Origin of the sequence: Prosthecobacter sp., from assembly GCF_044226605.1 — a bacterium.
Classification (GTDB): Bacteria; Verrucomicrobiota; Verrucomicrobiia; order Verrucomicrobiales; family Verrucomicrobiaceae; genus Prosthecobacter.
Map to the genome: position 1 here is coordinate 253,567 of NZ_JBGAGS010000007.1, position 25,682 is coordinate 279,248.

Sequence of the window (25,682 nt, forward strand, 5' to 3'; positions counted from 1 at the left end):
GGCTCGATTTCAACCACACGTTATGACGCCCCTTCGCAACCACCGCAGACTCATCGGCTCATTGATGATCTTCTTGATGATCTTTTGGCAGATTGCTACGCCGCTCAAAGGTGCAAATATTTACTGGGATACCGATGCCAGCGCTACCGGCAACTTCGTTTCTGGCTCAGGCTTGGGCGGCACCGGGACTTGGAACACGACCAGTCTCAACTGGTGGAATGGAGTCTTTTCCACCGACCAAGCCTGGAGCAACACGCTTAATGCACTTGATACAGCGGTTTTCTCCGGCACAGCGGGCACGGTGACTTTGGGCGGTCCAATCACCGCGGGCGGTCTGACGTTTAACACCGGTGGCTTCACCCTCGCTGGCAGCACCTTGACGCTTGGAGGCGCAGGAGCGGCGCCTGTCATCAACGCCACCACGGGATCGTCCACCATCACCTCCAACATCGTGCTTGGCTCCAGCGGATTCCTGGGAGGTTCCGGAAATCTCTCCCTCAATACCGGTGTCATCAGTGATGGCGGCTCCAATTTCGGCTTCACCAAGTTTGGTTCTGGAACCTTGACGCTTGGCGGCGTCAATACCTTCGGCGGCGGGGTCACGCTCGCGGGTGGCATCACCAGCATCGCGGCGGCAAACAACCTGGGTTCCGGCGGTGCCTCGAACACGCTCAAATTCACCGGCGGCACGCTGCAAGCTTCCAGCACCTTCAGCCTCGGCACCACTCGCGGTCCGATCATCGGGCTGGGCGGCGCAGCCTTTGATGTCACCAGCACCAACACCCTGACGGTGGATGGGCCGCTCACCGTCGTTGGCATCACGGGCACCAGCACTGCCGGAGGCGCGGTGAACCTGACGAAGACTGGCAGCGGTACTCTGAGCCTTACCAGCACTTCCAACAGCACGGCTCTGGTCAATACCATCGTCAACGCAGGCACGGTCAGCTTCGGAGCAAACACCACGCTCGGCGGCGGTTACGTCGCCCTGAACGGCGGCGCTCTGCTGAACACGGCCACGACGACCATGACAAACGCCATCGTCCTGGGTTCCTCCGGCGGCACCGTTGCGGTTGCCCCAAGCCAGACCCTCACTGACAGCACGGCGATCAGCGGCCCCGGCTCGCTTACCGTCGGCGTTTCGGGCAGCACCGGCATTTTAAAGCTCAGCGGCGCGGCCACCTACGCCGGCTCCACATCGGTGAACTTTGGCACCCTGCAGGGCGGTGTGGCCAGTTTCCTGCCTGCGGCTACGGCTGTGACCGTGGCCTCCGGCGCGGTTTTGGATCTGAATGCGGCGGCCGTGACCATCGGTTCTCTTTCAGGTGCGGGCACGGTGACAGACTCTGGCGCTGCCGCGCTGCTGACTTTGGGCAATCTCGCGGGCAGCCTCAACTCCACCTTCTCCGGTGTTTTCAATTCGACCACGGCGGCCAACCTGACGGTGACCAAAAACGGTGGCGGCACGCTGACGCTCACAGGCACCAGCGGTTCCGCGACGGGCAACTGGACTTTCGGGGCCGGCACCGTGAATCTGGACTTCTCCCAGAGCTCCGCAGCCAGCATTCTGAATGTGGCCATCAAACCGCAGATGAACGGTGGTACGCTTGCGGTCCTGGGAAAATCCGGCACTGCGGTGACCCAGACCTTGGGCGCACTGACCCTGCTCGCCGGCGGCAGCACGCTCCAGGCCAATGCCAATGGCAGCACCAGCGGCACCACCCTGGCCGTGGGGGCTCTGACCACGACCGCGGCGGGCGGCGCGTTGTTGATCAATTCGCCCGCCAACACCACGGTCAAGCTGGGCACGGCCTACAACACCAACATCAGCGGACGCCTTGTGTTTACCGCAGACGGCACCAGCTTCAACTGGGCGACGAACACCGGCACCAACACCGCCACTCTCGCCTACTCCGGTTATAACACGCTGGCCCTCACCACCAGCACCACGGCGGACACCAACAACTCCCTGCAGACCGACAGCGGCACCCTGACGGTAGGCACGGGTACCGCCCGCACCACCAACACGCTGAAGATCGCCACCACCACCACAGGCCAGTCGCTGAGCTTGGGTGCCAACAACCTCGCCCTTGCCGGCGGCGGCCTCCTCTTCACCGGCTCCAATGCCTACACCATCAGCAGCACCACGGGTGCCCTCTCCAGCAACACCCCCACCGCCGGCGACCTCATCATCCAGCAGTATGGCGGCGCGGACCTGACGATCAGCGCCATCATTGCTGACGGCACCACCGGCGCCACGGCACTGACCAAAGCCGGTCCCGGCCGCCTGATCCTTTCCGGCACGAACATCTTCACCGGCGCTGTCTTTGTCGATGGAGGCATTCTAAACGTCAGCGCCAATACCCAGCTCGGCAATGCTGCAGCCACATCGCCCATCACCATCAACGATGGTGCAACCCTGCAGATCGCAAGCTCCTTCGCCATCCCGACCACCGGCAACGGCCAGCACACCATCGCTCTCTCGGGGGGCAATGCCACGATCGATGTGACCAGCGGGCTCACCTTCACCACCGGCGGCGCCATCACCGGTGCGGGCGGCTTCACCCTGACTGGCGGCGGCACGTTGCAGATCACCACTTTGTCCACCTACACCGGACCCACCTTCATCAACGGCACCAGCACGCTTAAGGCGGGCATTGCCGCCGCGTTTGCCGGAACGGCCGGCACGATCACCATCGCCAGCGGCGCAACGCTCGACATGAACAACCTGGCGGTGACCGTGGGCGGACTGGCCGGCTCAGGAACGGTGGCGGATACAACCTCGTCTGCCGCGAGGATTCTGACCGTCGGTGGCAACAATCTCTCCACCAATTTCTCTGGCATCATCACGGCCTCCGCAGTGGCAAATGCGGCTCTGACCAAAACAGGCTCCGGCGTGCTGACCCTGTCCAATGCGGCGACGCAGCCCTTCACGGGAGCCACGCTGATCAACAACGGCTACATCCAGATGGGTTCCGGCGGCACCGGCGGCCTGGGCGAGTTGAACGCCGCATCCACCATCACCATTACCGCCACGGGCGCGGGCGCCATCGCGGGTCTGGACCTCAACGGCTTCACGCTTACCGCCGGCAAGGTGATCACCCTGAGTGGAAGCACCGCCACCAGCACACCGGTCATCAATCTCAACGGTGGCACCCTGGCTTTCTCGTCGGCTGCTGGGCTTACTTATTCGAATACTGGCGCGGGGCTTGGCGCCCAGATCAATGGTGGCACAATCACACTCTCCACGGCTGCCACGACCTTCATCACTGGCAACAGCGCCAGTACTTCCGCTGACATGACCGTCACTTCGAATATCTCCGGCACCGGCGGCATCACCGCCACGGGTGCGGGAACGCTTCTGCTCAACGGAAATATCACCGCCACGGGTGCGATGACCTTGAATGGGGCCGCCGCCGTCGCCAATGGAACCTATGCGACGAACATCAATGGAACGGTCAATACAGGCTCCGCCGCATGGGCAATGGGCGCTGTGGCCGGCAATTCCGTTCTCAATCTGAACCCAGGGTCCAATGTAACGATCAACGGCATCATTGTTGGCAACCTTTCTGCCGCCAACGCCGCTCTGAACATTCTCCCTGGAGCCACGGCGATAATCAGCCCCACGTCCACTTCAGACACCAACTTCGAGTTCGGTGCCGTGGCGGGTTCCTACGGCTATTTGAACATGTCTGGCGGCACCGTGAGTGTCGGCAGGTTCCAGCCCGAAAATGCGGGAACAGGGGTCGTGATGATGTCAGGTGGCACTCTGACAGTGGGAGAATATCTGATCTTCGGACGTTCAACGGGTGCGGGTGCCTCGGTGACCATCACCGGCGGCACGATCGATCACTCTGCCGGCACTCAGAATTTGGCCATCGGCTGGGGTGCCACGACGGGCACCTACACTCTCAACGTCCTGGGTGGCACCATCATGAACGGCCCGGTGCGTTCAATTTCCTTCGGTCAGAACAACACCGCGGGTCAAACCACCATCGCCAATCTCAACGGCGGAACACTGCAGACATTCAACATCGTCAAAGGTGCGACTGGCACCTCCTCCGCCACCTTCAACTTCAATGGCGGCATCCTGCAGGCCACAGCCAACACCGCTGCTTTCTTGGACCTGACGACCGGGATGACCGTGGCGGGCAATGCGTATATTAATGGTGCCTTTGGTTCCGCCAGCGGCGGGGCGATCATCGACACCAATGGTTTCTCGGTTAATGTAGCTCAGGCACTCCTCGCTCCGACGGGTAATGGCGTCGCCAGCATCGGAACTCCGACCACACAGGGCACTGGTTACATCGGCGCTCCGCTTGTGCTTATCACCGGGGGTGGGGGCACGGGTGCCACAGCCATCGCCAACATGGTGGATGACGGCACCGGTTCCGGCACCTTCAAGGTGGCGGGTTTCACCATCACCAATCCGGGTGTGGGATACACCGGCACGCCTACCTACACGCTGACAGGTGGTGGTGCGGTGACGGCGGCCACCCTTGACGGAGTGGTCACCACGGCTGCCAATGTCAGCGGCGGTCTGACGAAAGTGGGTGAAGGGGTGCTCACGCTCAGCGGAGCAAACACTTACACCGGCGCCACCACGGCCAGTGCGGGCACATTGATTGTGTCGGGTTCGCTCACCGGCACCTCAGCTCTGACAGCGAGCTCGGGTGGCAGGATCACGGTGCTCAACGGCGGATCGGTCAGCGGTGCCGCATCTCTGAACGCCACCGGTGGCATCATGAACATCAATGGCACCCTGGGAACTCCGGGCGCCATCACCGGCATCACCGTCAGCAATGGCGGCACCTTGAACCTGCTCAACGGCACTGGCACCGCGCTGTCAGCCCTGACCACATTGAATCTGGGCAGTGGTGGACTTCCGGTGAATCTCGGGCTCGAAGCCGGCACCACCACGGGGACCCTGACCACCAGCAACGCCGCTGTGACGACGGGCACCGTGAATCTCAATGTCATACCCATTGCGGGTTTTACGACGGGCAGCACCTACAACCTTCTCTCTGCAGCCAGCGGATTGAGCGGGGCCACTTACAAAGTGCTGCTGGGGGGCTACACCTTTACCAAGAGCGTCAGCGACATCCTCATCAGCATCACCCCCACGGCAGCCGTTTCTGGCAGCCTGTATTGGAAAGGCGGCTTTGACAATTCCTGGACCACCTTCAGCGGCAGCAATACAAACTGGACCACAGATCTGGCCGGTGCCGCCAACGCCCAGACAACTCCCGGCTCCGCCAACACCGTCATCTTCAGCGGAAACGGCCTCAGCGCCACGAGCCTGACCACCACACTGGACGCGAATGTTTCGATCAATGACCTGGTGATCAACAACAACAAAGGTTCCGGTCCGCTCAATTCTCTGACCATCGCTTCCGGCACTGGCACCAACACACTCGCCATCGCTCCAGCCGCTTCCACGGATGGCATCAACATGCAGGCCGGAGCTCCGGCCTCCGTCAACATCTCCGCACCCGTCCTGGCGGGAGCCTCGCAAACCTGGACAGTGGCGGACAGCGGTTCTACCCTGAGCATCAGCGGACTCATCAGCGGCCTCACCACGGGAAGCATCGTCAAAGCCGGTCCTGGAACTCTGGTGCTCGCCAACAACAGCAACTCCTTTGGCAGCGCCACCACCTCGCTCACCATCCAGTCTGGCACTCTGCGCTTCAGTGCGGACGGGCAGCTGGGCAGCGGCCTCAACACCCTCACCCTGGGCACTTCATCCAGCCTGGTGACCCTTCAGTATACCGGCACCAGCGGTACCGTCTCTCATAACATCGCTCTCGGCACCCTGGCTGGAAGTTCGGTGGGGCAGACGTTCAATGTGGCGTCTGGCGTGGTCCTTCCGCTTGCGGGCGTGATCAGTGGCGGGCCGGTGGCAGGTGCGGGCAACACGGCCATGACCGTCAATGGCGGCGGCACAGTGGTGCTCAGCGGCACCAGCACCTTCACAGGCAACATCGTCGTCGATGGCGTCGGCTCTACCCTGGCATTCAATACCGCTGCCTTGAACAATGCGGACGCCAACTCCTCCCTTGGCGCTGCTGGCGCACACTCTTATACCGTGCAGAATGGCGCCACCCTCAGCCTGACCGGAGCGAACACGGTGAACCCCAATTCGGGCAGCGGAAAAAGCTTCGTGGTCGGCACAGGCGGCGGTATTTTTGATGTCACTTCTCCGAGCGGCGTGCTGCAGATGGATGACGCAGGACAGTTTGGCCTTGCCGGAAATCTCACCAAGACCGGTGCGGGCGTGCTGTGGATCGGCAATGACTACAGCAGCGCGGTCACCGCTGGAAACACGGTCTTTGTGAACGCGGGCACCCTTCGCCTTGGAAACATCAATGCGCTTGGCGGCACCGGCAGCAAGGCAGCCATCATCATGGCGGCCGGCACCGCGTTGGACCTGCGTGTCAACAGCGGCGGCATCCTCGGCAACAACGTCACCCTCAACGGGGATCTCGCCCTGAGTTCAGGTCGTGTCACCGCTGCGGCGAGCAATATCACGGAGACCCTGGGCACGCTCACCATGGGCGGCAGCACCGTGACTGCCTCCAATGGCAACGGCAACACCGCCCCGGGCGTGGCCAGCGTGGCCTTCACCTCCACCACTCTTTCGGGCAGTCCCACCTTCGTCCTGAACAACGTCAACGGCATCGGAATTGGCACGCTGAGTCTGGGAGTTGTAAACGACGGCGGTATCGCGCGGACGATCACTCTGACGTCGACGGGCAGCGGTTCCGCACTCTCCATCGGCGGTGCTTCGGCCAACGTTTACTCCGGTACCATCAATGTCACCGCCGGCACTTACCTCACGCTTGCGGGCGCAGGGGCCACAGGCTCGGGCACGGTCAATGTTCTCAACGGAACCGTCCTCTTCTCCGCGGACAACGCCAACTCAGGCGGCACGGTCAATATCGGAGACACCTCCGGCAGCGCCGCCTCCGCGATTATGATCGGTGCGGACGGCGTGACTCTCTCCAACCCCTTCACGATTCGTGATGGCAGCACAGGTGCCACCACCATTGGCACCTTCTCGCTTGCGACGAACGCTGTCCCGAACGTCGGTGGCCTCGGCATGCCCGTTGGCGGCGTGGGTTACATCACCACTCCGATCTCTATTTCCAAGTCGAGTGGCGCGGTGAATTTCAGCGCAGCGGCCAATACAGCACTGGTCATTACCTCAGCCGTGAGCGAGTCCGGCGGTGCGAAGACCTTCAACGCCGTGGGAGCCGGCACCATCTACCTTCTTGGCGACAAGTCCTTCACCGGCGGCATCAATCTCACCAGCGGCGCTTTGATCCTCGGTGCTTCGACCACCAACTTCACCGGCAGCATCACGGTGAATGGCGGTCTGCTCGGTCTGGCTGGCACATACACCCTGCCTGCCGGCAACATCAACATCGGTTCCGCGGCATCGGGCAGTGGCCTGCTCTACACCGGCACGGTCGCCACCGACTACAGTTCGTCTCTGGTGCTCGCCAATGGCGGCAATCTCAGCATCGATGTCATGACCAGTGCCAACACGGTCAATTACACAGCAGCGTTTGGCAGCAGTTCCACCGCTGGTCTGACCAAGGTCGGAGCGGGTGTGCTCGGCCTCCGGCCCGCAAGTGGCAGTGAGTCCTACACCGGCGCCACTACTCTCGGCGCGGGCACGCTGGCGCTCACCTTCGTCAGCACCGGCACCACCAGCAACATCATCAGCCCCAGCAGCACCCTTCAGCTTCAGGGCGGCACCTTTACCCTCAATGGCAGCACGGTCGCCAATGCCCAGTCCCAGACCTTTGCCAACACCGTCATCTCCACTGGCGGCACGACTTTGACGCTGGTGAAAAATACCGCCACCGCCCTCACCCTGAACACCGGCCTGCTTACACGCACCGACACCGGCACCATCAATTTCTCCACCATCGTGGCCAACACCTCGATCAATGTGGGCGCCACGGCCAACAACGCCAATGGCATTCTGGGTGGCTGGGCGACTGTCAATGGCACTGCCTGGGCTACAGTCAGCAGCAATGTCATCGCCGCTTATGCCGGAGACACCGCGGAACTCCCGCTCACTGGCGGCATCGCATCCACCAACTACAGAGTCGCGACAGGAGGCTCGTTTACAGGGAATTCGGCCGCCAATGCCATCAATTTTACCACCACCGGCAAGACTGTCGGCTTGGGCGCTAACAATCTGGCCATCTCCGGCGCTACGGGCGGCATTTTGAACGGTGTGGCTGCCGCCACCATCTCCGGCACCACGACCAACACCACCACGGGTTACGTCTATTCCACGGGAACTGAGCTGCCCATCTACGTCAACTCGGGCGGCACCCTCACCATCAGTGCTGGCGTGGGCGGTGCGACAACGGGCTTTGGCATCACCAAATCCGGCCCGGGCCAGCTGACCTTGAGCAATGGCGGCGCTACGGCCAACAACTACACTGGAGCCACTGTGATCAATGGTGGTACGATCTCCATCGATGCGGCGAACCGCCTCGGTGGCAGCACTTCTCTGGTGCTGAACGGAGGCACCCTCACTTCGACTTCGAACTTCAGTGTCACTCAAAGCCTCACGCTGGGGCTGAATGGCGGCACGCTCAACTTTGCCACCACCGCCAACAACGGCGGCTGGAATTCCTCCACGCCAGTGGCCTTTCTCGGCCAGGGCAGCCGCACCCTCACCTTCGGCGGCGCCCACGCCGGCCGCATTGCCACTTTCTCGGCGTCTCTGGGGGAGAGCGGCGGACCTACTTCCGTGGTGATTGCGGGAGGTAACAATCAGTCCATCTTCCAGTTCTCCGGTGCCAACAGCTACTCTGGTACCACGACCATCAATCAAGGCATCCTGATCGCGAACAACGTCAGTGCGCTTGGAGCCAGCAATCTGACCTTCAATGCAGGTGCCAACTCCGGCATGCTGGAACTCAATGCCACCGGTGGCACCAGCTTTACCGCTGGCCTCGGCACCCTGCCAGGGCAGGTGCAATGGCTGGGCAATGGTGGCTTCAGCGCCGGTGCGGGCACCGCCACGGCCACGGGTTCGGTGGTGGTCAATCTGGGCGGAGCAGGGGCCACGGTGACCTGGGGCAGCGGCGGCTTCGTGCCTTCGGGTTCCACGCTGCAGCTGGACCAGGCGGTGGGCACCACCGCAGGCACCTCTTCCAATCCATCCATCGGTGTGGTGGACTTCCAGAACGGCATTGACTTTGGGGCGCTCACCACCCGCACCATCCAGGTGGAGAACGGCACCTATGCGTTTAACACCGCCGGTGTCGCATCCAACACCACGGGCTACGACGCCCGGCTCAGCGGTGTGCTCACAAGCGCGAGCTCAGGCGGTTTCACCAAGTCCGGTGCGGGCGTGCTTTGGATCACCGGCAACAACAACTCCACCTTCCTTGGCAACCTGACCGTCACGAATGGAACGGTGCTGTTTGCAGACACAACGACTCTGCCTACGAACGCTGCCGGCAGGATCACCATCACCAGTTCCGCGGTGGCGCTCAATCAGGGTGTTGGCGGCATCGTTCTGCAGGGAGCCACCAACTTCACCTCCCTCTACAGCCGGATCACACTGACCTCGGACGGCGAACTGGCATTGGATACCAGCTCCAGTGAGAACATCAATTTCCAAGCGGCGGGACTCACCGCCGCGCGCTTCGGCGCCTTTGGCAGCGTGGCGTATACCGGACGCTTCAGCCCGGGCACTGCGGGTGCTTACAAGCTCATGGGCATCGCGGCGAATAACATTGCCAATGCAGCAGGTCTCAGCTCTCTGGTGCTCACCCGCACAGATGCCATCACTGGCACGGGCAGCACGCTGGACATTGGCACCGGCGCGGTGCTGTTCGCCTCCTCCAACAACTACACTGGCAACACGACGATCAAGTCGTTCAACAATACGGGGTTTAATTCCGTGACCATCAACACGGCGATGGCCTACATTGCCAATAATCAGGCGCTTGGCACGGGCACCATTCTCCTGAACAACGTCTCCCCGACGTTCGCGGATTCCCTGGGCAAGGTGGGCATCGGAGCCGCCTACGGTGACCGCACGCTCAGCAACAACCTCGTGCTCGACAACAACAGTCTCATCTCCAACGACTCCTTCATTCTTGGCGGTGACAGCGCCACGGATCTGGTGCCCTCCGCAGGCCGGATGACCTACACGGGCAATATCGTCGTTCAGGGTCTTTCCAATATTCTGATCAACACCCGCACCACGGGTCTCGTGCTCAATGGCACCATCAGCTCGGGCACAGGGAACCCGGTCATTCATATCTCCGGGGCGTCCTCCCTCGTCGTGTTCAACAATCTCAACGACAGTGTGGCGCCGAACTCGTTTGCGAACGCCACCCTTTTCCTGACCACCAGTCCAACCTTCCTGATCGGCCATTCGCATGATCTAGGGGACACGACCACGAACCGCGGGCTCAACTTCAATGGCAGCGCCATCTTTGGCATTCTGCCGGGCGCGGGAGATATCACCACCTCCAGCAACATCACCATCACGGAAAACACCAACAACGTCAACCGCACCATCGACGTGCCGCTGAACCAGACGCTGAAGATCACCTCGGGTTTCGCGGGAGCTTCAGGCCGCCTCGGACAGCTCTACACCAAGACTGGTGCTGGCACTCTCGATATCGGTGCCATTCTGAATCCAGGGGCCAGCACCTCTTCGTATGGCACCGCGGGGATCACGATTGCCCAGGGAACCTTGAAGGCGGACTTCACCAATGCCGCCGCCGCCACCAACATCATCGGCCTGGCAAACAATGTGGCTGCACCTTTGACTCTGTCCGGCGGCACCCTCCTCCTGCTCGGTAAAAACGGTGTCGTCAACAGTCAGGCGTTTGGCACTTTGACGGTGAATCAGGGCGCCAGCGCCATCACGCTGAATTCCAGCGGAGCCACCCTGACCGCTTCGATCAATACCATGGGTGCTCGCGCCACAGGCGGCACCCTGGCATTGACCCTGGCATCAGACGGTCCTGCTTCAATCAGCGTATCCAACGGGCTGGTTTCCCAGAACTCGCTTTGGGTGGATGCCGCAGGCACCAAATCTCCTTTTGCAGTCATCGGTACCCAGGGCGGCCCCGTCACCGACTGGGCCGCGGTCACCGGCACCACGGTCACCGCTTTCTCCGCTTACACACCCACCACCACCAGCACCATTTCCGGCAGCGCCACCGTGGCTGCCGGGGTGGACACCACGCTGACCGCGAACGCCGCCGCCGACAGCCTGCGCTTCAATCTTGGCGAGGCACGTACGCTCAACCTCGGTGGGAACACCCTCAATGTCGGCGGCATCTTGGTGACTGCCGACGTGGGTGGCAATGTCTCCACCATCTCCGGGGGCACCCTCAGCACCGCTTCGGGTGCCGCTGCCAATGCCGACCTCGTGATTTACCAGGACAACGCAGCCGCCTCTCTCCTCATCAGTTCCAGCATCGCGGACAACGGTGCCAACGCCGTGGCCCTCACCAAGAGCGGCGCGGGAGAGCTTGTCCTGTCCAGCGCCAATCCCTTCTCTGGCAATGTGTACATCAATGCGGGCCAGGTCAGCATCAATGCGGTTAACCGCCTCGGCACCGGCGCAGGTACGCTGAACATCAATGGCGCCACCCTGAATTACGACGGCGTCGCTGATGCCTCGAACGCCGGCACCCTCACAAACGCCAGCGTCAATGTTACGCGCGCCAGCACTTTGAATGTGGGAACGGGAGCCTCGCTCACCCTCACCGGCACGGTTACCAGCACCTTGCTGAGCCCGACATATCAGTTGCTGACCAAAACTGGCGCCGGCACTCTGGTGCTCAGCGGCAACACGAACAACGTGCTGTATCTTGATGTGGCCCAGGGCACCCTGGTGCTCAACAAGTCGGGCGGCAATGTGAACGCCGTGGGTATTTTTGCGGCCAACGTCCTCTCAAACGTCGGGCTGACCGTTGAGGATGGAGCACTCGTGCAGCTGGGCGGTGACACTGCCAGCGGTGACCAGATCCTCAACTCCACCAGTGTGCAGCTCAAAGGCTCCGGCACCCTGGATCTGGCAGGACACAACGAAACCATTGACGGCATCGGCGGGGAAATGGGAACCTTTGTCACCAACTCCAGCGCCTCGGGCGCGGTGTTGACCGTGGGCAATTCCTCCATGGCCCTGGGTGCTCCCAAAGTGTTTGATGGCACACTGCAGGATGGTGCTGGCACGCTGGGCCTCACCATGATCGGGGGCAACATCTTCACATTGACCGGCATCAACACATACACCGGCAAGACGACCATCACCGGTCAGCAGTACCTCTCCACCGGGGTTTATTTCGGCGGCATCAGCATCTCATCGGAAGCGAATCTGGGTGGAAATCCCGCCAACTTCACCGCCGACCAGTGGACCTTCAATGGTGGCAGGCTGGTCATGACCGCCGACGTCACCCTGGACGGCAGCCGTAACAACATTGGCATCACCCTCGGCGCCAGCGGCGGCGCCATTTTCGAAGTCGGTTCCGGATTCACGTTCACCGTGGCCGCCGCCAACATCGTCACCGGCAGTGGCAGTCTGACCAAGGAAGGCGCCGGAACGGTCCTGATGCAGGGCGGGGCGAACAGCTACACCGGCAAGACCATCTTGAACCAGGGCATTCTTTCCATCTCCGCCCAGGGCGCCCTCGGTGCCAACCCAGCCGCCAGCACCGCTGACCAGCTCACCTTCAACGGCGGCCAGTTGTCCACCACCGCCACCCTTTCTCTGAACGATGCCAACCGTGGAGTGACTATTCAGGGCAATGGCGGCACCCTCACTGCCGGTGCGGGCACCACGCTGACTCTGCCAAACGTCATTTCCGGCACTGGAGACCTGACCATCAACGGAGCGGGCACCGTGGTGCTGGGCGGCACCAACACCCCCTGGACGGGCAAGACGATCCTGACGAGTGGCGAACTGCAGATCAGCAGCAATGTGAATCTGGGTTCTTTCCCATCGTCCGCCGTGGCGGATCAGCTGCAAATCAGCAACAACGCCATCTTCCACCTCACGGCAGACATGACCTTCAATGCCAACCGTGGCATCACCATCGGCACCGGCGGCGCCACCATCACAGTTGATTCTGGCAAGCTGGCCACCATCGGAGGTGTCGTGACTCTCAGCAACGGCACACTGACCAAGGCCGGTGCGGGCTTGCTCTCTCTGGCAGGGACCAATCTGGCCTCTGCTGGCACGCAGGTGGCCGTCACCGGGGGCATTCTCCGCCTTTCCTCCGCCGGGGCACTGGCCGCCAACAGCAATGTAAACATCAATGGCGGCGTGATCGAACTCGCCAGCGGCGACCTCACCCGCGCACTGGGCACAGGCGCCAATCAGGTGCAGTTCACGGCCACCGGCGGCTTCAGTGCCTTTGGCGCCGCCCGCAATGTGAACCTCGGCGGTGCTGCTGCCACGGTCGTCTGGAACAGCGGCGGCTTTGTGCCATCCGGAAGCTTTTTGGTTCTCTCCAGCACCACTTCTGACAACACCGTCACCTTCCAAAACGGCATCGACACCAACGGCGGCATTCGCACGATCCAGGTGAACGACGGCTCCGCCAGCACGGACGCTGTGCTGTCCGGAACTTTGAGCGACAGCGGCACGGGCGGCGGAATCCTCAAGAGCGGAGCGGGCACGCTGTCCCTCAGCGGCTCCAGCACCTATGCAGGCGCGACTCAGGTCAGCGGCGGCAGGCTCCTCGCCGGTGGTGCCAATGTCTTCTCCAGTTCCTCAGCCTTCACGCTGGACAACACCAGCGGCGTGGTGCTCGACTTGAATGGCAACAATCAGTCCATCGGCTCCCTGGCTGGTGGCGGCACGACAGGAGGCAATGTCTCCCTGGGATCGGGCACGCTCACCACCGGCGGCAGCAATGCCTCCACCGTGTACTCAGGCGTCATCTCCGGCGCTTCAGGCGGTCTGACCAAGGTGGGCACGGGAAGCATGTCCCTCAGCAGGGCGCAAGCCTACACGGGAGCCACTGCTGTAAATGGCGGCAGCCTGTTTGTGAACAGCACCCTGGCCACTTCGGGCATCTCGGTGGGCGGTTCGGGTACGCTGGGTGGCAGCGGCACGATCACTGCGCTCACCACTGTGTCCGCCGGTGGCACCATCCAGGCCGGGTCTGCCACCAACAGCGGTTCGCTGACATTGAGCGGCGGGCTGACCTTCCTGAGCAATGGCACGATCAATGTCGGCCAGATTGCCGAAGGGGCTGCGAACGTTCTCAATGTGGGTGCGCTGACGGTGGGTTCGTCCATCAATTCGATTACCATCAACATCATCGCCAACTCACCGTCAGGTTATGCCAACGGCACGCCTTACACACTGCTCACTTACACCGGCGGCTCCATTCTTGGCACCGCCGGCTTCAGCGCCTTCACCCTCGGCACCATCGCCGGCACCAATTCCCGCACGGCGGGCATCCTCAATGACACTGGCAGCGCCATCACCCTGACCCTCAGTTCTGACAATCCAAAATGGACGGGTCTGGACACCACCACCGGTTTTGCCAGCTCGCGCTGGGCACCCAGCGACCCCACGCTTCTGAATTGGAAGCTCATCGGGGCCGCTTCGTCCACCGCCTATCTCGAAGGTGATGTGGTGCTTTTCGACGACACCGCCGCGGGGTCCAAGACGGTGAACATTTCAGAGGGAGATGTGACCCCCTCCTCGGTCACCTTCAACAACAGTGCTGGCGCAGGCAACGTTTACACCATCACCGGCTCCAATGGCATTGTCGGCACGGCCAACCTGACGAAATCCGGCACCGGCACTCTGGTCATCAATAACACGAACTCCTTCAATGGCGGTGTCATTCTTAACGGTGGTATCATCCAGCTCGGCTCCGCGGGTGCGCTCGGCTCCTCCAATGGCCTGCTGTTTGGCGCCAACGTCGCCGCCGGCACAAAGCTTCAGCTCAACTCAAAAAGCATCACCCTCGCTGGGCTGAACACGAACGCCAATCCCGGTTCGGCAGTCGTGGAAAACGGTGGAAACTCGGCCGCAGTCCTCACGCTCAATCTCCAGACCGTCGGCGGTCCGCCGAGCGGCGTGGCCACCAGCTTCTTCGCTGGCGTGCTGCAGGATGGAGCCACTGGCAGCCTCGGGCTCACCCTGGCTGGCAATGACAGCCTCACTCTGACCGGTGCCAACACCTACACCGGCCTCACCACGATCAGCGGCGGCACACTGCGCATTGGCGCGGGCGGCGCCACCGGCTCCATCTCTGGCGTTGGCGGCATCACCAACAACGCCGCGCTCGTCTTCAACCGCAGCGGTTCCTACAGCTATTCCGGAAACATCTCCGGCTCCGGCACCACCCAGGTCATGGGCGGCGGCACGCTCACCCTCACCGGCACTCTTGGCAGCACCGGCGGTACCACGATTGAGTCCGGCAATATCTTGAATGTCGGCAATGGCGGCGCCGGTGGCGGTATCTCTGGAAACATCCTGGACAATGGTGCGATTAGGTTCAACACCACCAGTTCGGGTCTGCTGGTCTTGGGCGACATCACCGGTACCGGCACCCTGGAAAACATTGCGGGGGTGACCATCCTTGCTGGCACGAATAACTTCGGCTCAGGCTCTTCCACAACCATTACGGGAGGCACCCTGCAGATCGGCAATGGTGGAACCACAGGTTCCATCACGGGCAACATTCTCGACAATGGTGTGCTGGCCTTCAGCCGTTCCGACAGCTCGAACTTCACTGGAAACATCACCGGCAGCGGATCGGTGCTGATCAACATGTCTTCACCGAGCGCGGTGAAGACCCTCTCTGGCACCAACAGCTACGCCGGTGGTGTCACCGTCGCGCAGGGCGTGCTCGCCATTGGCAGCGCCACCGCCGTCCCCACCGGTTCCTCAGTGACCCTGGGCGCCGCCGGCACCAGCGGCACACTGGATCTGAATGGCTTCAACCTCAGCGTCAGCGCACTGGCCACTGCTGGCATTGATGCGGACCAGACGATCACCAACAACAGCAGCACCACGAATTCCACGCTGACCTACACCGGGGCGGCGCTGAGCACCTTCGGCGGTCTGATCTCCAACGGCGCATCCAAGAGCGTTGCCATCGCCATCACGGGCGGCGGCACCCTGGTGCTCACCGATGCCAACACCTACAGCGGAGGCACGGCAATCTCGCAGGGCACGGCGCGTCTGGGTAACAGCAACGGCCTCGGCACCGGCGCGGTCACCCTCGGCCTGGGTGCTGGCAATGGCATTCTGGACCTTGGCGGATTTAACCAGACGGTGTCCTCCATCGCCATTGGCGGTGGTGCCACGGCTTCCAGTCAGAAAGTTGGCAACAGCAGCACTGTCTCCGACTCGGTGCTCAGCATCAACGGCACTTCGCAGTTTGATGGCATCATTCAGGATGTCCTGGGAGCAGGCACGATGACCACCGGCCTCACCATCGTCTCCGGCGTCACTACCCTGACCAATGCGAACACCTTCACCGGCATTACGCAGATCAATTCTGGTGCCACCCTGCAGCTCGGCAATGGCGGCACCACCGGCAGTCTCAGCAACGGCACCTCCATCGCTGACAATGGCACGCTTTCCTTCAATCGCAGCGACACCGTCAATTTCAGCGCCACGGTCACCGGCAGCGGTGGCCTGCAGCAGATCGGCTCAGGCACTCTCAATCTGACGGGAGCCAACAGCTACAATGGTGTGACCGTCATGAACAATGCCTCCGGCACGCTCAAGACCTCCGGCACCAACACCAGCGCCACGGGCGGCACCACGCTGACGGCCGGTACCCTGCTGCTGAACAACACCAGCGCCAACAACGGCGGCCTGGCCGGCGGCACGCTCATCATCAATGGCGGCACCATCGACAATATCACGGGCTCCGCCCTCACGCTGACCGATGTCAACAGCCTCACCATCGGCGGCAGCTTCAACTTCACCGGCAGCAGCGATCTGAACTTCGGCCCTGGCACGGTGAACAACAACATCGCCGGACCCACGATCACCATTGGTGGCACGGGACGGACGCTCACCATGGGGGTCATGACCAACACGTCCAACGCTGTCAACACCACCACGATCAACGGTGCCGGAAACACCCTGGTGCTTGGCGGCTTTGCGCTGAGCAATAATGCGACAAGCCGTGTGGATGTCATCGCCGGCTCATCCAATGTGATCATCAATGGTGCGGTGACCAATGGCGGCACCTCCACCGCCGGCGGCCTCAACTACAGCGGTTCCGCCACCCTGACGCTTAATGGCGCCAACAATTACGGCGGCCTGACCACCCTGACCACAGGCACCATCGTCTTCAATGGCAGCAACAGCGGCACGGGCGGCACCACCCTCACCGCAGGCACCATGCAGCTTGGCGGTTCGGTCAATGGCGGCATGGCTGCCGTCGGCACGTTCACCATCACGGCAGGTACTCTGCAGGCGGTGGGCGCAGCACGCAGCATCTCCAACCCCGCGGTGTTTACTGCGGTGACCGTTTCCGGTTCGCAGAACCTGACGATGAGCGGCAACTTTACCGTGACCAACAACTCCACGGCCGTCCGCACCCTGACCAACAGCATCACCGGCGGCGGTTTGCTCACCATCGGCCAGGCAGGCTCCACCGTCTTCCTTTCCAACTCCGCCACCGTCACCGGCGGTCTGACCATTGCAGGCGCCACCGCAGCCGGCACCACCATACTCGGCGATATCAAGGACTTCACTTCCTCCGTGGTGTCAAACGTGCTCACCGTCACCAGCAACGGCATCACGACGCTCGCCGGCAACAACACTTACACCGGCACCACCACCATGAACGTCGCGGCGGGCACGCTGGTGTTTTCCGGTGGCAACAGCAGCGCCGGCGCCACCACCCTGACCACGGGGACGATCCAGTTCAATAGCGCCAGCAATGGTGGTATCGCCAGTGGTTTGCTCACGCTGACCGCAGGCACCCTGCAGGCGGTGAATGCAGCGCGCACCCTGTCCAATGCCATCACTCTGACGGCCGTGACTGTCTCCGGTACGCAGAACCTCACATTCAATGGCAAGCTGACGGGCGCCACCGGTGGCAGCCGCACGCTGACCAACAACATTGGTGCCGGAAATGTCCTGACGCTGAACAACGTGGACATCAGCAATGACGTGGGCACCACCGCACGCACACTCACCATCGCAGGCACCGGAGACACCACCATCAATGGCGTCATCGCCAATGGCGTGGTCACCACCACCAACAATGCTCTGACCATCACCAACGTCGGCACCACCACGATGCTTGGTTCGAACACCTACAGCGGCAACACCACCATCAGTGCAGGCACGGTGAGAATGGGAGCCAGTTCCGTCATTCCTGGCGGCACGGGCAAAGGAAACGTGTCCATGAATCCAGGCACCGGTGTCACCGCCACCCTGGACCTCAATGGTTTCAACCAGTCCATCAACGGCTTCGCCAGCAGCGGCGCCGGAACCGCCATTGTGGACAACAGCACCGGAAACGCCAGCCTCACCGTTGGTGGCAATGATCAGACCAGCACCTTCGCTGGAACCCTTCAGAATACTTCAGGTTCCATCTCGCTGATCAAAACCGGCATCGGCACCCAGACTCTCAGCGGTGCTACGCTCACCTATACCGGCACGACGACTGTCAATGCGGGAACGCTGAGCATCACCGGGTCCGCCGGGGCGGCTCTGCAAACCACAGGCATCACCGTGGCGGCCGGGGGCACCTTGAACACCCTCAACACGGTGGGCCAGACCCTCAATCTCGGTGCTGGCACGCTCAATCTCGGTGCGGGCACAGGCACCGCAATCCTTGGCATGGACATCGGCTCCAGCAGTGCCTACGACCATTACATCACTTCCGCCGCCGCCACCACGGCCAACACCGTGCAGTTCAACCTGAACCTGCTTCCAACCTTGGGTGCCGGCACGTACGACCTTCTCACCGCAGGTGGCGGACTCACCGATGCCACCTACACCCTGGGTGCCATCACAGGTGCCGTGTCCGGGATGAAGCTCAGTCTCCTCCCCAGCACCGCCACCTTGGTGCAGCTGTCCACGACTGCTTCCACCGGGGATTTCTACTGGAAGGGCGGCGTCAATACTAGCTGGACCGGCGTCGCCGCAGCCACCGGCAACACCAACTTTGCCACCGACTCCACGGGCACTCAGGGCACCATCAGTGCCAACGGCACCCCTGGCATTAACACCAGTGTCTTTTACAGCGCTGCTGGCGTCACCGGCACCACGCTGACCACCACGCTCGACGCCGCCTTCAGCATCAAAGACCTCACCTACAACAATACGCTCGGCTCCGGTCCGCTCGCCACGATCAACCTGAATGCTGGCACCGGCGGTTCATTGACCATCACTCCTGCCGTGGCCACGGCCGGTATCACGGTTCAGACCGGCGCTCCCGCCACCCTCGCCATCGGCGCACCCGTCACCCTCGGTGCGGACCAGACTTGGACTGTCACGGACACAGGCACCACGCTCACCGTCAGTGGCATCGTCAGTGGCACGCGTAACCTGACGAAAGCAGGTTCGGGACAGCTCGTCTTGAGCGGCATCAACACCTTTGATGGCGTCACCACCATCGCCGCCGGTCCTTTGACCCTCTCCACAGCCACTGCCACGCTGGGTTCCACCGTGGGCAATACCATCGTTCAATCCGGCGGTGCTCTGCGCATTACGGCCAGCATGACTCTGGCCGAAAACCTGACCCTCACCGGCACAGGTGTGGGCGCGGGCGCAAATTCCTATGGCGCAGTGCTGTTCAATTTGAACTCCGGCACCTTGACCCTTGGAGGCCTCATCACCCTCGCCGGTGGTGCAGCTCTTGACACCTACCAGGCCAATCTCGCCACCGTCAACATCGTTCAAGGCGTCGTTGGCACCGGCGATCTCACCCTCGCTGCTGGTGCGGCCAACAACGGCTCCACGCTCTACAATCTGCAAGGCCAGTCCTCCTACACGGGAGACACCATCCTCACCACCTTGGCCTCTCAGGGCATCACCGTTCAGAACTCCGTCAACAACGCCCTCCCCATCACCACCATTCTCCGCCTGCAGGCCACCAACGGCACCGCCACCTTTGGCAAATACAAGCTCAACGGCTTCAATCAGGAAGTGGCTGGCATCCAGGGCAGCGTTGCCGCCAACACGCTGAACAGCATCGTGGGCGGCTCGGCCACCCTCTCCACCCTGACCGTCAACAGCAGCGCCACCTCCACCTTCGACGGCCAGCTTGGCGGCGTCGGCGCCAATGAAAACAACCTTGGCCTCACCAAGTCCGGCACCGGAACTCTGACCCTCACCGCGGCCAATACCTTCACCGGTCCGCTCACCGTCAAAGGCGGCCTCATCGCCTTCGCCAGCGCGCCCGTCACCAGCGGTCCGCTCGGCAATACGACCGCTGTGAATCTCGACGGCGGTGGCATCAGCTACACCGCTGCTGGCACCACAGCTCTCAATCGCCCGGTCGTCATCGGCACAGGTTCAGGCACGTTGGACGTGGTCAATCCCGCCAGCACCCTGACCGTTTCCAGCGTCACCAGCAGTGGCGGCGGCCTCGTCAAGACGGGCCTCGGCACCGTTCAGATTGCAGGCACCACCATCCTCAACAGTGGCGCTGCCGGAGTCGCGGTGAACAACGGCACTCTGAACGCCAGCTTCGGCTCCAACGGCATCAGCACCCTGACCGTGGCTTCCACTGGCATCATGAGCTTCAACAACTCCGTGATCGACAATCTCACGCTCGGCAACGCCGCCGCGGCGCTCACACTCCATGATGGAGCGCATCTCGGCCTCGAGCTGAACAGTCTCGGCACCAACGACAGCATCACCATCGGCGCTCTCGGCACCGCCTCCGCGGATGGCACCATCACGCTCGACTTCACCGGCACGGTGGGAGTCACCACCTACAATCTGCTCCGTTCCGTCAACGGTGGCCTCAATCCCGGCGGCAACACTGTGAACTACGTCATCGGCAATGCACCCAGCGGGTTCAACTACATCATCAGCGCCACGGACACGCTCGTTTCCGTCAGCACCTTCATCCTCAGCAATCGCTACTGGACCGGTCAGGTCGCCGGCGGCTCCTGGGCTCCCACCGGCACGACCAACTGGTCGAGCACCGCGGACGGGCTTACAGACCCTGGCACTGCTCCGGGCAGCATCGATGCGGTCATTTTCAGTGCCGCCAATGCTCCCTTCACTGTCGGCAACACGATTGCCACCACCCTGGACCAGGCCTTTGCCATCGACAGCCTTCAGTTTACCAGTGTACCCACGGGCATAACGGCGGTGACGATCAATTCCGGCATTGGCGGTGCTGCCAGCACGCTCAGCATCGGTCCCGTCAGTGCCACCAATGGCATTGCGGTGGCTGCCAATGCTGGCGCAGTCACCATCGGTGCCCCGGTCATCGCCGGCACCACGCAGACTTGGTCGGTAAATGGAACGGGCGTTTCCTCTCTTACCTTGGCGGGCCCTGTCACCTTCGTGGGCGGCGTCACCAAGACCGGTGCAGGTGCTCTGACCCTCAGCGGCGTTGGCTCCTCTGGCGCAGGCAGCTTCACTCTCGCTGTCGGCACCTTGAACCTGAACAGCGACGGTGTTCTCGGCACCGGTGCCTTCACCATCGCTGCTGGAACCACCCTCAACAACACCGGCGCAGGACTGGCCACGCTCTCCAATACGGCGGTCAACCTGAATGGTGACTTCACCTTCACTGGCACTCAGAGCCTGAGCCTCGGCACGGGTGCGGTCACACTCGGCACCAGCCTCACGGCCACCGTCTCCGCTCAAAACCTTGCCTTGGGCGGTGTCGTCGGAGACGCCGGAAACAACCGCTCCCTCACCAAGGCGGGCGCGGGCACCCTCACTCTCGCCGGAGCGAACACCTACACCGGTCTCACCACAGTCAGTGCAGGCGTGCTCAATATCCGTAACGCCACCGCCCTGGGCACCAGCGCGGCCGGCACCTCGGTCGTCTCTGGCGCTGCGTTGGAACTTCAGGGAGACATCACCGTCTCCTCTGAGGCTCTCTCACTCAGCGGCACCGGTGTCGGCAATGGCGGCGCTCTGCGCAATATCTCCGGCACAAACACCTACAGCGGCTCCATCACGCTGGCTGCCGCGACCCGCATCAATTCGGATGCCGGCACGCTCACATTGAACAGTGCAGGTGCCATCACCGGCGCGACCTTCGCTCTCACCATTGGCGGCTCGGGCAATACCACTATCACCAGCCCCATCGGCATCACCACTGGCAGCCTCAATAAAGACGGCTCCGGCACTCTGACCATCTCCAGCCTCAGCGCCACGGCGGCAAACAATTACACGGGTGCGACCATCCTCGATGGCGGCACCACCGCCATCACCACCACGGCTGCCCTCACCGGCGGTCTCACGATGGGATCCACCGCCGGTTCCGTCAATCTCAGCACCCTCAATCTCGACAACGGCAGCGCCACCTTCACGGGTGCCACCTTGGTGCAGACCAATTCCTCCTCCGCCAACTTCATCAGCATCGGCGCCGGGCAGACCCTCCGTCTCAATGGTGCGGTCACGCTCGGCTACAACCCCACCGTGACGGCTTCAATGACCAAGCTGACCGTCAGCGGCCCGGGCACTCTCACCATCGGCGCGGCAGGCGCCCCTACAAACGCCGGCGTTGTCCTTGGCAACGGTGCCACCACCAATGTCAGCAGTGCAGCCGTTCTGGACCTGAGCGGCCTTTCGACCTTTTACGCCAACCTCGGCACCGGCACCTTCCGTGTTGGCGAAGCCGTCAATTCGGGGGGATCCGCTGCTGCGGGTTCCACGCTTGTCCTGGCAGCCACCAGCACCATCTTCGCCACGACCATCACATCCGATTCACCTGACAGCGCTGTCCCTGAGGTGATCAAACTTGGCAGTGGCACCAATGAATTTAACGCCAATACCATCAACATTGGCGGGGCGGCAAACCGCGCCGTGGGCACTCTTGATTTCAATGGCGGCACCGGCACGCTCAAAATCCGCAATCTGGCGGGCACCGGCCGCGCTGACATGAACGTCCAAAATGGCAGCACCGCCACTTCCGCCATCCCCTCTGGCACCGTGGACCTCACAGCCCACGGCGCAGATCTGCTCCTGGGCACTCTGTCCATTGGGGGCCGTAGTGCCGGCACCACAGGCGGTGGCACGGGGTCCTTCACCTTTGACACCGGCACTTTTGACGCCACCACAGTCAACGTTGCCACCCGCAGCGGCTCCACCCTCACATCCGGCGTGATGAACGGCACGCTCAATCTGGGTGGTACTACGGCAGGCACCACGGTGACCATTGGCACGCTCACCATGAGCACCAACTCCGTGAGCACAGCCGCCTCTACCGGCGCCACCAACGGCACCCTCAGCATCAGTGGCATCGGCACCACCACCATCACCACGCTGAATCTTGGCAGCAACACGGGCAGCGGCGCCGGCTCCTCCAGCGGCACCACGGCCACCGTCACTGTGTCCGGCAGCACCACCACCATCGGTTCGCTTAACATGGCTGTGAACGCCGCCCCGGCCACCGTCAGCACCGCCACCACCGCCGCCTCCTCGCTGACCATCAACTCCGGCGATGTCACCGTGACCAATGACATCAGCATGGGCAGCACCTCCTTGTTCTCCCAGAATTCCATCAACAACGCCATCAACATCCTCGGCGGCTCCCTCACGGTCGGTGGCAATGTCGCTTACACCAATGGCGTCGGAAACGAAACCGTTGCCATCACCCTCAATGGCGGCACCCTGGACATGACCAATGGCACCGTTGGCACCGCCGGCGCAGTCATCACCTTCAATGCTCAGTCCGGTACACTCAGAAATCTCGCTGAACTCAACGGCGGCGGCACCCTGAACAAAACCACTGCGGGTGCTCTGGTTCTCGAAACCGCCAACAGCTACACTGGCGCCACCACCGTTTCTGCCGGTACCCTCGTCATCTCCAACGGCGGCGCTCTCGGCGGCACCACCAACGGCACCACTGTGGCTGCCGGAGGCACCCTGCAGCTCTCCAGCAACATCGCTGTGACGGGGGAAACCCTTGCGATGGCCGCCAGCGCCACCGGAGATGCCGTTCTTCTCAATGGTAGCGGCAGCAATTCCTGGAGCGGCAGCCTGACGGTGGACACCGGCACGGATTCCTCCAAGCGCGCCCGCATTCTGGCCGTTGCTGGCTCCAGCCTGCTGATCTCGGGCAATGTCAATCTCAGCGCAGGCACCCAGGACTTCGTCATTGGCGGCGATGGCGATGGTGAACTCAGCGGTCAGATCACCGGTTCCCAGCGCCTCTTCAAGAGTTCATCGGGCACGGGCACCTGGACTCTCAGTGGCGACAACAGCGCCACCTTCACAGGCAAGACCTCCGTTGGAAATGGTGCTTTGCAAATCTCCTCCGAGGCGAATCTGGGCGCCGCTCCCGCCAGCTTTGTGGCTGACCAGCTGACTCTGGGCAATGCCAGCAATAACGGTGCTCTCAAGACAACTGCCACCACCTCTTTGAGCGCCAATCGTGGCGTCTCCATCTCCGCGGGTGGCGGCACCTTTGACACGGCAGCCTCCACCACTCTGACAGTGAACGGCGTCGTGACCGGTGCCGGCCCCATCAACAAGGAAGGCAATGGCAGCCTGATCTTCACTGCGGTCAACACCAACACAGGCGCCACCAACGTGAATCACGGCATCCTCGGCGGCACGGGCACCGTGGGCGGAGATCTGAATGTGAGCAGCGCTGGCATCGTGGCTCCCGGCATCGCCACCGGCCAGCTTACGGTAGGTGGAAACTTCACCGTCAGCACTGGCGGCACCCTGCTGATGCAGCTCGGCGGAGCCACCCTCAATGATGTGTCCACTGTCCAGGCGCAGATCGATGCCAATGGCAACCTCACCGGCCTCATTGGCAGCGTTCCGGCTGCATGGGAGACTTACACCGTCGGAACCACCGCCCACGACAGCCTCCGTGTTCTGGGTGCTTCCGCGCCGAACATCAACGGCATCGTCAAAATCGACGGTTCCTTCCTCAATGGCTACACTCCGGTGAACGGAGACGTCTTCAACCTCATCGACTGGACCGCTCCTGGCAGCATTGCTGGCGGGACATCCTTCGACTTTACCAGCGTCTCGCTCACCTCAGGCCTGAGCTTTAATACTGATCTCTTCGCCAGCAGCGGCATTCTCGTCATCGTCGCCGTTCCTGAGCCCTCCCGCATCCTCTTCCTCCTGCTTGGCCTCGCCGGCCTCATGATCCGCCGTCGCCGTCGTAGCAGCACCATCAGCTGATCGCCGCCTTTTCAGCACAAAGCTCGGGCTTCAGCGCCTCAAGGTTCGTTTCCAAAAATGCAGCATTCGGTTTCAGCCGGATGCTGGAGCTCGCTTCGCGCAGGCACCTCTCGGACAGCCCCTTGTCAGACCAGTTCTCGAAAAGGTGGTCATTGATTATCCGGCGAGCGCAGCCGCCCGGTGGCATGGCGGGAGCGCTGTCCGCTGTTTGAAAATAACAGGCAAGCGACCAACGCAGCCAATGGGACCGCTCCGTCATCAGGGCGAAGTGAAGAGTTGGTCCAAATAACTGCGGCCAATTTTCCGGTCATTCCTTTGCCCCACATTCCCTTGCCAAAAAACACGCTTCCTTTTC

Annotated in this window: 2 protein-coding genes; one reads left to right on the top strand and one right to left on the bottom strand. The window is 62.2% G+C overall.

The genetic code is table 11. The features are described 5' to 3' along the window. The first annotated feature begins 22 nt into the window (after window positions 1-22). Window positions 23-25,327, top strand: coding sequence for an autotransporter-associated beta strand repeat-containing protein (locus ACILSO_RS11635; protein WP_395737574.1), 25,305 nt, complete (start codon window positions 23-25; stop codon window positions 25,325-25,327). Here ACILSO_RS11635 and ACILSO_RS11640 read toward each other — a convergent pair. Next, window positions 25,320-25,514, bottom strand: coding sequence for a hypothetical protein (locus ACILSO_RS11640; RefSeq protein ID WP_395737575.1), 195 nt, complete (start codon window positions 25,512-25,514; stop codon window positions 25,320-25,322). The two genes, ACILSO_RS11635 and ACILSO_RS11640, sit on opposite strands and share 8 nt — an antisense overlap. Window positions 25,515-25,682 lie beyond the last annotated feature (168 nt).